This is a genomic window from Streptomyces sp. NPDC059895, assembly GCF_042731035.1.
Classification (GTDB): Bacteria; Actinomycetota; Actinomycetes; order Streptomycetales; family Streptomycetaceae; genus Streptomyces.
Window position 1 is genome coordinate 40936 of record NZ_JBHWKO010000051.1, and the last position, 11833, is coordinate 52768.

Genomic DNA, 11833 nt, shown 5'->3' on the forward strand with positions numbered 1-11833 from the left:
GTCAGCCGAGCCACGGCCGGTCGGCGTCACGGTCAGCCGGCGTCAAACGGGTCAGCCGATGTCACGGTCAGCCGGCGTCACGGTCAGCTGAAGGTGCGGCGGTAGGCGTGCGGGCTGACCCCCGTGGTGCGTTTGAAGCGTTCGCGGAAGGCGGTGGGGGAGCCGAAGCCGACTTGGCCGGCGATGCGGTCCACGGAGTGGTCGGTGGTCTCCAGCAGGTGCTGGGCCTGGCGGACGCGGGCACGGTGGAGCCACTGGAGCGGCGTGGTGCCGGTCTGTTCGCGGAAGCGCCGTATCAGGGTGCGCGTGCTGGTCCCGGCGCGGGAGGCGATGTCGTCGAGGCTGAGGTCGCGGCCCAGGTTCTCCTGCAACCAGGCGAGCAGTGGTTCGAGTACCGACCCCTGGGGCCGGGGCGGGTGGTCGTGGACGATGAACTGCGCCTGCCCGCCCTCCCGTTCGAGGGGCATCACGGACAGGCGGGCGGCGTCTGCGGCGACGGCCGAGCCGTAGTCCCGGCGGATCATGTGCAGGCACAGGTCCAGTCCCGCGGCGGCGCCGGCCGAGGTGAGGAGCTGCCCGTTGTCCACGTACAGGACCGCCGGGTCGACCTCGACGTCCGGGTGGGCGGCGGCCAGGAGGTCGGCCGCGATCCAGTGGGTGGTGGCCCGCAGGCCGTCGAGGAGACCGGTGGCGGCGAGCGGGAAGGTGCCCGAGCAGATGGAGGCGATCCGCGTGCCCTTCCCGGCGGCCGCCCGCAGCGCGTCCCGGACGGCCGGGGAGAGCGGGGCCGCGGTATCGGCCGTGCCGGGCACGATGATCGTGTCCGCGTCCTCGAGCCCCTCCAGTCCCCACGGCGCGCGCAGGGTGAAGACTCCCGCGTCCACCTCCGGCCGCTCCGCGCACACCCGGACCCGGTAACCGGACCGCCCGTCCGGCAGCCGGGTGCGGGCGAAGACCTCGATCGGCGTGGACAGGTCGAACGGGATCACCTGGTCCAGCGCGAGTACGGCGACGGTGTGCATGGCGGGAACGTACCGTGCCACCGGCCCGACGATCGGACCCCGGCGCGCCCCCGCCGGCCGTCCAGCCCGCTCCGGTGAACGCCTTCCGGCCCGCCCCGGCCTCTCGCCGACCGCTGGCACTTTTCCGTCGGAGGGTGTCACTCATGCCACTGGGAGGCGCGCCGGAGGCCGCATAACGTCGAGTGCGTACCCGGCCCGCCCAGGACCGACTCCCCCGTACCCCCGTACCCCCGAGACCCCCTGCATCTGCCGTACCCGCCGGCGGACCGCTCACCACCCGGTGAGCGATCCTGTCCGTACGGCGGTGCGGCCCCGGCCCGGGTGGGCCTAGCGCACCCACCCGGTGTACTGCTGCCCACCGCTGCGGTTCGACGTGGCGGGGCGGGCCCGTATGTCGCCGCTCTCGACGGCTGCGTTCACCGCGCGCACCAGCCACGCGTTGACCGACAGACCCTCGCGTGCCGCCGCCTCCTCGGCGCGCGCCTTGAGAGGCGCCGGAAGACGCAGGTTGACCCGCGCGGTGGTGCTGTCCTCGTCGGTGGGTGCCGGAGCCGGGGCCTTCAGCGGCTCGGGGTGCCCGGCCGGCCTCTCGAAACCGGCGTCACCCGGCGGCGGTGTCACGACGAATTCGGGATCGAGCCCGCGCAGCCGTACGTCGACCGAGCCGGGGGCGAGTTCACGGGTGATCTCGTCCATGGCGGCGGACAGCACGTTCAGCAGGGTCAGCCGGGTCGCCGACTCCAGCGGAGCGGTCAGTCGCCCGGCCAGCTCGCGGGCGTCCTCCCCGCCGGCCTCGGCGGCCACCGCGAGTTCCCGGCGGAGTGTGTCGACATAGGGCGTGAGGTCCATGCCGCCATGGTGGCACCTGGCCGGGCGCATGGTGCCACCGCGGCCGTCAGGTGTCTCAGGGCCACACCAGGCAATAAGGCTGATGCCCCGCCTCATGCAACCGGTGGCTGAAGTCCTGCCACTCGTGCAGCAGTTGGTACACGTTGAACGCGTCCCGCGGCCCGCCCCGGTCCGGCACCGTCGACCAGATGAAGGCCGCCGCGCCGACCGCCTCCTCGCCGATGTCGCGGAGGGGGTCCACCACCGTCATGGGGAGTTTGACCACGGCGTAGTCGGGGTGCAGGACGACCAGTTCCAGCGGGGGCACCCGGTGCAGCGGGACGCCCTCGATGCCCGTCAGGACCATCGCCGCCATCGTCTCGGGCTTGATCTTGGTGAACATGCCGTTCATCCCGAGCTCGTCGCCGCCGAGTTCCTCGGGGCGCATCGAGATCGGGACGCGGGCCGCGGTCGCGCCGTCCGGTGCGCCGAAGTACTTGTACGTCACCCCCACCCGACCACCATTCCTGCTCCCCGCCCGAAGATCGTCCGTCCGGCGGTCGGTCCGCCGGTCGACCGGCTCGAGCTCACTCGGTACGCCCTGTGCCTGACGTGCTTCGGTACTGTCCGCAGCTGCCTCCGCGTCGCGCCGGTGCCTTCCCCGCCGGGCACGTCGAGGACCCAGGTCATCAGTCCCCTCGCCCAGTCCGCCACCGCGATGCATATCTCCACCCGACTGCTTTTCTGGGACGCGTGGCGCCTGCCGCGCAACCCGATCATCGTGTCAGTGACCTCCCCCACGGCCGCCCGCCGAAACGTGCGGTGAAACACCTGTCCGCAGGATCTTCGCAGCCCTCCGGCACATCGTCGGCGCGGGCCGCGTCCAGTGCCCACAGTTTCGCAGATGGCGGACGGGACGGACGGGTAAGCCGGGCGGCAGGTGGCGGCCCCGCTGCCGCCGGACCGCCCTGGCCTACCCTGAGGATGTCACTGGCAACCGCAGTCCCAGAAGTCGGAGAAGGTCGGAGTAGCCGCAGGTCATGAGCGAAATGCCTTATTCATACGATGCGCCCGTCTCGCAGGCCCTGTTCGACCGTGCGGCCGCCGTCACGCCAGGTGGTGTGAACTCCCCGGTGCGCGCCTTCCGCGCCGTGGGCGGTACGCCCCGGTTCATGGTGTCCGGCAGCGGTCCGTACCTGACCGACGCCGACGGGCGGGAGTACGTCGATCTCGTCTGTTCCTGGGGACCCATGATCCTCGGGCACTCGCACCCCGAGGTCCTCGCCGCCGTGCAGGAGGCCGTTGTCCGCGGCACCTCCTTCGGTACGCCCGGTGAGGGCGAGGTCGCGCTCGCCGAGGAGATCGTCGCGCGGGTCGGGCCGGTCGACCAGGTGCGGCTCGTCTCCAGCGGGACCGAGGCCACCATGTCGGCCATCCGGCTCGCCCGCGGGTTCACCCGGCGCACCAAGGTGATCAAGTTCGCCGGCTGCTACCACGGTCACGTGGACTCCCTGCTGGCCGCGGCGGGCTCCGGCGTCGCCACCTTCGCGCTGCCCGACACTCCGGGTGTCACCGGTGCCCAGGCCGGCGACACCATCGTGCTGCCGTACAACGACCTGGAGGCCGTGCAGGAGGCCTTCCACCGGCACCCCGGTGAGATCGCCTGCGTGATCACCGAGGCCTCCCCGGGCAACATGGGCGTCGTGCCGCCGCTGCCCGGGTTCAACCAGGGGCTCAAGGACGCCTGCGCGAACAACGGCGCCCTCTACATCTCCGACGAGGTCATGACCGGCTTCCGTACCAGCCGCGCCGGCTGGTACGGCGTCGACGGGGTCGAGCCGGATTTGATGACCTTCGGGAAGGTGATGGGCGGCGGGTTCCCGGCCGCGGCCTTCGGCGGCCGTGCCGACGTCATGGCGCACCTCGCGCCCGCCGGGCCCGTCTACCAGGCGGGCACCCTCTCCGGGAACCCGATCGCGACCGCCGCCGGGCTCGCCCAGCTCCGGCTCCTCGACGACGCCGCCTACGCCACGGTCGACGCCGTCTCGGAGCAGATCAGGGGGCTCGTGTCGGAGGCGCTGTCCAAGGAGGGCGTCGCGCACACCGTGCAGAACGCCACCAACATGTTCTCCGTCTTCTTCACGGACCGCGCGGTGCGCACCTACGAGGACGCCAAGGCGCAGGACTCCTTCCGCTACACGGCGTTCTTCCACTCGCTGCTGGCGAACGGCGTCTACCTGCCGCCGTCGTCCTTCGAGTCGTGGTTCGTGTCCACGGCCCACGACGAGCGGGCCGTCCAGCGGATCGCCGACGCCCTCCCGGCGGCGGCCCGAGCGGCGGCGGAGGCCACGGCGGCATGAGCGGCATCAGCGGAATCAACGGCGCCGGCGGCAACGGCAACAGCAGCGGCAGCGGCAACGGCAGCGGCAACGGCGACGACGACATCACCGTCGTCCATCTCATGCGCCACGGTGAAGTGGCCAACCCGGACGGCATCCTCTACGGCCGTCTCGCCGGCTACCACCTCTCCGAGCTCGGCCGGCAGATGGCCGACCGGGTCGCCGAGCACCTCGCCTCCCGGGACGTCACCCACGTCTGCGCCTCCCCGCTGGAGCGGGCGCAGGAGACGGCGACCCCGATCGCCAAGGCGCACGGCCTGGACCTCGCCACCGACGAGCGGCTCATCGAGGCCGACAACGTCTTCCAGGGCAAGACCTTCGGCGTCGGCGACGGCGCCCTGCGCCGGCCCGAGAACTGGCGGCACGTCTACAACCCGTTCAAGCCGTCCTGGGGCGAGCCGTACGTCGACCAGGTGGTGCGGATGATGGGCGCGCTGAACTCCGCCAAGGACCGGGCGCGGGGGCACGAGGCGGTGCTCGTCAGCCATCAGCTGCCGATCTGGACCGTGCGGTCCTACGTCGAGCGGCGGCGGCTGTGGCACGACCCGCGCAGGCGGCAGTGCACGCTCGCCTCCCTGACGACGTTCACCTACCGGGGCGACACGATCGTCTCCGTCGGGTACAGCGAGCCCGCCCTGGACCTGGTGCCGGCCCACCTCCGTGCCGGGGCCAAGCCGGTGCAGGGGAAGGGCAAGGCCTTCGGGGCGTAGGCGCCACCTGCTGCCGCGCCCGGGCGTCTTGCCCGTGTCCGTTACGGAAACGCGAGAATCGGCGGAGCCCTCCCGCAGTGGAACGGCGGCATCCGCAGGGACGCCGTCGAGGAGCCGCGGACGCTCGACGTCGGGCAGCGGCCGGCCGGCGGCTGGAAGGCCTTTCTGGCGGACACCGCCACGGGCGCCACCACAGCGGAAGCCGCCGCCTGAAATGCGCGTTTCTCCGGCGAGGGGGGGTGGGCAAGATCCCCAGAACGGGCATGCGAAACTTTTCACATGAGTGCCGCCAGCCGCGCCCCCCTGCGCTCGACCGCCAGGACCCGCTCGCGTCGCGCCGCCCTGACGACCACAGGTGGCGTCGTCGCGGCGCTGCTCGTCTCCGCCTGCACCTCCGGAGGCGTCTCCGGCGGAGGCGGTGACACCAACTTCGTCATGGGCGAGGACGGCATCTCCACCGTCGCGAAGGGGGAGCGCGACGCGGCACCCGACCTGTCCGGCGAGACCATCGACGGCGAGCAGCTCGCGGTCTCCTCCTACAAGGGCAAGGTCGTCGTCCTGAACGTCTGGGGGTCCTGGTGCGCCCCGTGCCGCGCCGAGGCCGCCAACTTCCAGAAGGTCTCCACGGACCTGGCGGCGAAGGGCGTGCAGTTCGTCGGCATCAACGTCGCCGACCCCCAGGTCAACAGCGCCCTCGCCTTCGAGAAGCAGTACGGCGTCACCTACCCGAGCCTGTACGACCCGAGCAGCAAGCTGATGCTCCGCTTCGAGAAGGGCACCCTCAACCCGCAGGCGATCCCCTCCACGCTCGTCCTGGACCGGCAGGGGAAGATCGCGGCGCGCTCGCTGGCCGCGCTCAGCGAGGAGAAGCTGCGCTCCATGATCAATCCGGTCCTCGCGGAGAAGTGACGGAGAAGTGACGTGACCTCAGTCACCACGCTCGCCGCGGAGGGCTACAACGGCACGGTGCTCAACGGCGCCCTGCTGGTCGCCCTGCCCCTCGCACTGCTCGGCGGACTCGTCTCCTTCTTCTCGCCGTGCGTCCTGCCGCTGGTGCCCGGCTACCTCTCCTACGTCACCGGCGTCACCGGCACCGATCTGGGCGAGGCCCGGCGCGGCCGGATGGTCGCGGGCGCCTCGCTGTTCGTGGCCGGCTTCACCGTCGTGTTCGTCTCCGGCGGGGCCCTGTTCGGCTACTTCGGCCAGACGCTCCAGGAGCAGCAGGGCGTCTTCTCCAAGGTGCTGGGCGCCCTCATGATCCTCCTGGGCGTGTTCTTCATGGGGCTGATGCCCTGGATGACCCAGCGGGAGTTCCGCTTCCACCGCCGGCCGGTGACCGGGCTGGTCGGCGCCCCCGTGCTCGGCGCGCTGTTCGGCATCGGCTGGACGCCGTGCATCGGCCCGACGCTCGCCTCCGTGCTCGCCCTGTCCTCGCAGCAGTCCAGCGCGGGCCGCGGGGCGCTGCTGACCGTCGCCTACTGTCTCGGCCTCGGCGTGCCGTTCGTGCTCGCCGCGGTCGCCTTCCGCAAGGCGCTCGGCGCCTTCGGCTGGGTCAAGCGCCACTATGTCTGGGTGATGCGGATCGGCGGCACGATGATGATCGTGACCGGTCTGCTGCTGCTGACCGGCGCGTGGGACAGCCTCGTGCAGGACATGCAGTCCTGGTCCACCGGCTTCACTGTGGGGATCTGATCCATGAGCAAGACCACTACGACCGGTGCGCCGACCGGTGACACACCGGCCGCCGCCGCCGACGACCAGGACCTCGGCGCGGCCGGCTCCCAGTTGTCCACCGCGCCCCAGGAAGGCCCGCCCACCCTGCCCTCCCTGGGCGTCGTCGGCTGGGTCCGCTGGTTCTGGCGGCAGCTGACCTCGATGCGGGTCGCCCTGCTGCTCCTGCTGCTGCTGGCGCTCGGCGCGATCCCCGGCTCGCTGATCCCGCAGACCGGCAACGACGCCACCAAGGTGGCCGAGTTCCAGGACGACCACCCCACCCTGGCGCCGATCTACGACAAGCTCGGTCTCTTCCACGTCTACGGCTCGGTGTGGTTCTCCGCGATCTACATCCTGCTGTTCGTCTCCCTCATCGGCTGCATCGTTCCCCGCACCTGGCAGTTCACGGGCCAGCTGCGCGGCCGTCCGCCGGGCGCGCCCCGGCGGCTGACCCGGCTGCCCGCGTACACGACGTGGAGTACGGAGGCGGAGCCGGAGCAGGTGCGCGAGGCCGCGCTGGCCCTGCTGCGCAAGCGCCGCTTCCGCGCGCACCTCGCCGGTGACGCGGTCGCCGCCGAGAAGGGCTATCTGCGCGAGATCGGCAACCTCGCCTTCCACATCGCGCTCATCGTGATGCTGACCGCCTTCGCCTGGGGCCAGCTCTTCAAGTCCGAGGGCAACAAGCTCCTCGTCGAGGGCAACGGCTTCTCCAACACCCTCATCTCCTACGACGACTTCAAGTCCGGCAACCTCTTCACGACGGACGACCTGACCCCGTTCAGCTTCTCCCTGAACGACTTCACCGGCACCTACGAGGTCTCCGGCCCCAACAAGGGCACCGCGCGCACCTTCAAGGCCTCCCTCACCTACTCCGAGGGCGCCTACGGCAAGGACCAGAAGACCGTCGTCGAGGTCAACCACCCCCTGGAGATCGGCGACTCCAAGGTCTACCTCACCGCACACGGCTACGCGCCCGTCATCACCGTCCGGGACGGCAAGGGCGAGGTCGTCTTCCAGGACGCCGTACCGCTGCTGCCGCTCGACTCCAACGTCACCTCCTCCGGCGTGATCAAGGTCCTCGACGGCTACAAGAACGCCAAGGGCGTCTCCGAGCAGCTCGGCATCCAGGCCTTCTTCCTGCCGAGCTACGCCGAGGGCAACGAGACGGCCTCCACCTTCCCCGCGCTGCTCAACCCGGTGCTGAACCTGGAGCCCTACCACGGCGACCTCGGCGTCAACTCCGGCATCCCGCAGAGCGTGTACCAGCTCGACAAGACGCACATGAAGGAGTTCAAGGACTCCAAGGACCTCCAGCTGCGGACGAACCTGACGCCCGGCGAGACCATGACGCTGCCCGACGGCGCCGGCTCGATCACCTACGAGGGCACCAAGGAGTGGGCGAACTTCCAGGTCACGCAGCAGCCCGGCAGCGGCTGGGCGCTGGGCGGCGCGATCGCCGCGATCTTCGGTCTGGCCGGTTCCCTGTTCATCCAGCGCCGCCGCGTGTGGGTGCGTGCGGTGAAGGGCGCCGACGGTGTGACGGTCGTCGAGATGGCCGGACTCGGCCGCAGCGAGTCCGCCAAGGTGCCCGAGGAGCTCGGTGACCTCGCAGGCCTCCTCTACGACCGGGCCCCCGGCGCGCCCGACCCGGACCCGGCCTCGGACCCCGGCCCGGACCCGGCCTCGGACCCCGGCCCGGACCCGGCCGCGAAACCCGGTCCGGACCCGGCCGCGAACCCCGCCCCGGACCCCGACATCGACGCCGCGCACGACGCCGCGCACGACGCCGCACACGACGCCACCACCCCCGACCCTCACGTCGTACCTGCCGAAGGGGCTGAGAAGTGACTCTCGCCGCCGCAACCGAGTTGGCCGCCGCGACCAACGAGAACCTCGCGAGCATCAGCAACACGCTGATCTACTCCGCGATGGCCGTGTACACCCTGGCCTTCTTCGCCTACATCGCCGAATGGCTCTTCGGCAGCCGCAGCAAGGTCGGCCGCACCGCCGCCGCGCTCACCGCCGACGCGAACGCGAACGCGAAGGCGAAGGGGCCGGCCGTCACCGTGCAGCGCAACGGCGGCACCGCCGTCCTGGAACGGCCGCAGGTCGTCGTACGCGCCGCGGCCGGCGCGCGGGACGTGCCCGACGGACCGGGCGCGCACGGCGGGGACGAGCAGGGCGACCTCTACGGGCGGATCGCCATCTCCCTCACGGTGCTGGCCTTCCTGGTCGAGCTGGGCGGGGTCGTCGCCCGCGCGGCCTCGGTGCAGCGGGCGCCGTGGGGCAACATGTACGAGTTCAACATCACCTTCTCGACGGTGGCCGTCGGCGTGTACCTCGCGCTGCTGGCGCTGAAGAAGAACGTGCGCTGGCTCGGCCTGTTCCTGATCACCACGGTCCTGCTCGACCTCGGTCTCGCCGTCACCGTCCTCTACACCGCCAGTGACCAGCTGGTCCCCGCCCTGCACTCGTACTGGCTGTACATCCACGTCTCCACCGCGATCTTCTGCGGCGCGGTGTTCTACGTCGGCGCGGTCGCCACGGTCCTGTACCTCTTCAAGGACTCCTACGAGAACAAGCTGGCGAGCGGCGGCACGCCCGGCCGGTTCGCGAACTCGGTCCTGGACCGCCTGCCCGCGTCGGCCTCGCTCGACAAGTTCGCCTACCGGGTCAACGCGGCCGTCTTCCCGCTGTGGACGTTCACGATCATCGCGGGCGCGATCTGGGCGGGCGACGCCTGGGGCCGCTACTGGGGCTGGGACCCCAAGGAGACCTGGTCCTTCATCACCTGGGTCGCCTACGCCGGCTACCTGCACGCCCGCGCCACGGCCGGCTGGAAGGGCCGCAAGGCCGCCTACCTGGCCCTGCTCGCCTTCGCCTGCTGGCTGTTCAACTACTACGGCGTCAACATCTTCGTCTCCGGCAAGCACTCGTACGCCGGCGTCTGAGAACGCGCCGCTCACGGCTGAGGCCGGTTCCGGTGACCTGGGTCAGGTCACGGGAACCGGCCTTCGTCGTGCGGACAGGTAGAGGGGCGTGGATACGACTCTGGGGACTCTGAGGAAACGCATCCGCGCGGGAGACCACGACGCCTTCGGCGAGCTCTTCGACGCGTACGCGCGTTCCGTCTACAACCACGCCTACCGGCTCACGGGGGAGTGGCCGATGGCCGAGGAGGTCGTGTCCCTGACCTTCCTGGACGCCTGGCGGCTGCGCGAGAAGCTCGACGAGGACGGCGGTTCGCTGCGCCCCTGGCTGCTGGGCATCGCCACCAACGTCACGCGCAACACCCGCCGCGCGGCCCGACGCCACGCGGCGGCCGTCGCCCGGCTCCCGCGCGGGGAGACCGAACGGGACTTCGCCGACGAGGTGGCCGGCCGGGTGGACGACGCCGCTCGGCTGGCCCTCGTGCAGGCCGCGCTGACGAGGCTGCGGCGGGCCGAGCGGGAGGTGCTGGCGCTGTGCGTGGGGGCGGGGCTGGACTACGCGGCGGCCGCCGAGGCGCTCGGCGTGCCGGTCGGGACCGTACGGTCCCGGCTCTCCCGGGCCAGGACGAAACTCGCGAAACATATGGAACCGCCTTCGAGTCCCGGACAGATGAGAGATGACCGCGGCACCGCGGTCGGGCCCCTGAGGGAGGGAACCCGATGAACCGAATGCCAGAGCACGACCTTCCGCCGGGCCGTCACCGACTCCTCAAGGAGCATCTGATGACCGAGATCCGGCAGCACCCCGAGGAAGCGCCCGCGCGCCCGAGAAGCCCGTGGCTGCGGCCCGCGCTCACGGCGGCGGCCGTGGCGACCGCGGCAGCGGTCGCCTTCACGGTCCTGCCGTCGTCCGGCGGAGCCGACGCCGGGCCGCGTGTGACGTCGGCGGCGACCTTGCTGGAGGACGCCGCGCTGGCGGCCGCGCACGACGACGGGTACGGCGAGATCCGCGACGACCAGTTCGTGTATGTCGAAAGCCAGGTGTCCTCCACGACGATCGGGCGCGACGGGAAGGTGGTCCACGTGCCCGAGCAGCGCATGGAGACCTGGGTCTCCGTGGACGGCACGGACGAGACCCTGGTGCGATACGGGTCGGACGGCCACGAGGTGCGCCATGCGGCCACTGCGCCGGGAATGGAGCTGTTCAGCTGGTACGTCGGCTACAACTACCTGAAGTCCCTGCCCACCGAGGCCGACGGGATGTACGACCTTTTGCTCGAGGCCCGTCCCCGGATCGGCTTCGGCTCGTTCATCGCGTCGAAGGAGGGGTTCTACGACAGGAACCAGACCCTGCTCCTGCTGGCCGGTGGTCTGCTGAACAACTCGATCGTGCCGCCGGCGCAGAGCGCCGCGCTCTACCGGGCCGCCGCCCGCGTCCCCGGTGTGACGGTGGTCGCGGACTCGGTCGACGCCCAGGGGCGGCACGGCGTGGGGATCACGCGCGCGGATTCCAAGCTGCCGATGCGCCTCGAGTGGATTTTCGACGAGGAGACGCATGAGCTTCTCGGGCAGCGGACGACCCTCACCCGGGACTACCGGGGCCTGAAGAAGGGGACGGTGCTCAGCGAGACCGCCGTTTCGCGCCGCGCCGTCGTCGACAAGGCGGGCGAGCGGCCGTAACCGCGTGCACAACCCCGGGCCAGGGGTCAGGCTGGTGTCATGAGCGGTTCCATCGAGCAGGGCACCAGCCAGACCCACGGGAACACGCACATCCTGCACTTCCGGGTGCGGCTCCCGCGGCCCATGGAGGCGGTCTGGCCGGCGTTCGCCACCCCGGAGGGGCTGGGCGGCTGGTGGACCGCCGTCGACGTCCTCGAACCCCGGCTCGGCGGCACGGTCGCGCTGCGCGGCGTGGGCGGCGGGCAGGTCACCGCGTGGGACGTGGACCGGGTCGCCGAGTACACGGTGGAGGGCGGCGGCCGGGTCCGGTTCCACCTGGAGCACGACGAGCAGGGCGGGTCGGTCCTGCGCTTCACGCGCGAGGTCCAGGGCGAGGGGGAGACCGAGCCCACCTGGCGGGCTCGGTTCGAACGCCTGATCGACCAGGTGGGGGCCGTCGGTGCCTAGCCAGGTCGGCTAGTACTGCAACCGCATCTGGAGGGTGTGGCCTCGGCGTTTGTAGTGGGATCGGCGGGCTCGGGCCTGGCTGCGCCGTCGGTAGCGTGACCAGT

At 71.3% G+C, this 11833-nt stretch carries 12 protein-coding genes; 9 read left to right on the top strand and 3 right to left on the bottom strand.

Translation table 11 applies throughout. The features are described 5' to 3' along the window. Positions 1–83 precede the first annotated feature (83 nt). The 3 genes from ACFV9M_RS35935 to ACFV9M_RS35945 form a co-directional block, all read right to left on the bottom strand. Positions 84–1022: a GlxA family transcriptional regulator gene (locus ACFV9M_RS35935; RefSeq protein ID WP_385078310.1), complete on the bottom strand. Its 939-nt coding sequence runs from the start codon at positions 1020–1022 to the stop codon at positions 84–86. Positions 1023–1349: 327 nt separating this feature from the next. Further along, positions 1350–1871, bottom strand: a complete 522-nt coding sequence (locus ACFV9M_RS35940; protein WP_385078308.1) for a toxin-antitoxin system HicB family antitoxin — start codon at positions 1869–1871, stop codon at positions 1350–1352. 55 nt (positions 1872–1926) lie between these two features. Further along, entirely contained in the window at positions 1927–2574 is a 648-nt protein-coding gene (locus ACFV9M_RS35945) for a hypothetical protein (RefSeq protein WP_385078305.1), read from the bottom strand. 316 nt (positions 2575–2890) lie between these two features. Here ACFV9M_RS35945 and hemL point away from each other — a divergent pair, with 316 nt between their 5' ends. The 9 genes from hemL to ACFV9M_RS35990 all read left to right on the top strand — a co-directional run bounded on the left by hemL (position 2891) and on the right by ACFV9M_RS35990 (position 11729). After that, the gene (gene hemL, locus ACFV9M_RS35950) at positions 2891–4210 is read left to right on the top strand and encodes a glutamate-1-semialdehyde 2,1-aminomutase (RefSeq protein ID WP_385078303.1); all 1320 of its coding nucleotides are present in this window, start codon (positions 2891–2893) and stop codon (positions 4208–4210) included. A 101-nt stretch (positions 4211–4311) separates the two neighbouring features. Further along, a complete protein-coding gene (locus ACFV9M_RS35955; RefSeq protein ID WP_385078326.1) occupies positions 4312–4959 on the top strand; it encodes a histidine phosphatase family protein in 648 nt (215 codons plus the stop codon). 279 nt (positions 4960–5238) lie between these two features. Then, complete coding sequence (locus ACFV9M_RS35960) at positions 5239–5868, top strand: TlpA family protein disulfide reductase (RefSeq protein ID WP_385078301.1); 630 nt, start codon at positions 5239–5241, stop codon at positions 5866–5868. 12 nt (positions 5869–5880) lie between these two features. Then, a complete protein-coding gene (locus ACFV9M_RS35965; RefSeq protein ID WP_385078300.1) occupies positions 5881–6651 on the top strand; it encodes a cytochrome c biogenesis CcdA family protein in 771 nt (256 codons plus the stop codon). 3 nt (positions 6652–6654) lie between these two features. Further along, the gene (locus ACFV9M_RS35970) at positions 6655–8520 is read left to right on the top strand and encodes a cytochrome c biogenesis protein ResB (RefSeq protein ID WP_385078298.1); all 1866 of its coding nucleotides are present in this window, start codon (positions 6655–6657) and stop codon (positions 8518–8520) included. Continuing rightward, a complete protein-coding gene (gene ccsB / locus ACFV9M_RS35975) occupies positions 8517–9623 on the top strand; it encodes a c-type cytochrome biogenesis protein CcsB (protein ID WP_385078295.1) in 1107 nt (368 codons plus the stop codon). Before ACFV9M_RS35970 ends, ccsB begins: the two co-directional genes overlap by 4 nt. A gap of 109 nt (positions 9624–9732) precedes the next feature. Next, positions 9733–10326 (top strand): RNA polymerase sigma factor, encoded by a 594-nt coding sequence (locus ACFV9M_RS35980; RefSeq protein WP_385078324.1) that lies wholly within the window; start codon positions 9733–9735, stop codon positions 10324–10326. 5 nt (positions 10327–10331) lie between these two features. Then, positions 10332–11282 carry a CU044_5270 family protein gene (locus ACFV9M_RS35985; protein WP_385102640.1) on the top strand — a complete coding sequence of 317 codons (951 nt, stop codon included), beginning with the start codon at positions 10332–10334 and terminating at the stop codon, positions 11280–11282. Between the two features lie 39 nt (positions 11283–11321). Then, entirely contained in the window at positions 11322–11729 is a 408-nt protein-coding gene (locus tag ACFV9M_RS35990; RefSeq protein WP_385078290.1) for a hypothetical protein, read from the top strand. The last annotated feature ends 104 nt before the right edge of the window (positions 11730–11833 follow it).

Excerpts from the sequence above, each read along its gene's own strand:
- ACFV9M_RS35935 (WP_385078310.1), bottom strand. The coding sequence starts at position 1,022 with ATGCACACCGTCGCCGTACTCGCGCTGGACCAGGTGATCCCGTTCGAC.
- ACFV9M_RS35940 (WP_385078308.1), bottom strand. The coding sequence starts at position 1,871 with ATGGACCTCACGCCCTATGTCGACACACTCCGCCGGGAACTCGCGGTG.
- ACFV9M_RS35945 (WP_385078305.1), bottom strand. The coding sequence starts at position 2,574 with ATGCATCGCGGTGGCGGACTGGGCGAGGGGACTGATGACCTGGGTCCT.
- hemL (WP_385078303.1), top strand. The coding sequence starts at position 2,891 with ATGAGCGAAATGCCTTATTCATACGATGCGCCCGTCTCGCAGGCCCTG.
- ACFV9M_RS35955 (WP_385078326.1), top strand. The coding sequence starts at position 4,312 with ATGCGCCACGGTGAAGTGGCCAACCCGGACGGCATCCTCTACGGCCGT.
- ACFV9M_RS35960 (WP_385078301.1), top strand. The coding sequence starts at position 5,239 with ATGAGTGCCGCCAGCCGCGCCCCCCTGCGCTCGACCGCCAGGACCCGC.
- ACFV9M_RS35970 (WP_385078298.1), top strand. The coding sequence starts at position 6,655 with ATGAGCAAGACCACTACGACCGGTGCGCCGACCGGTGACACACCGGCC.
- ACFV9M_RS35985 (WP_385102640.1), top strand. The coding sequence starts at position 10,332 with ATGCCAGAGCACGACCTTCCGCCGGGCCGTCACCGACTCCTCAAGGAG.
- ACFV9M_RS35990 (WP_385078290.1), top strand. The coding sequence starts at position 11,322 with ATGAGCGGTTCCATCGAGCAGGGCACCAGCCAGACCCACGGGAACACG.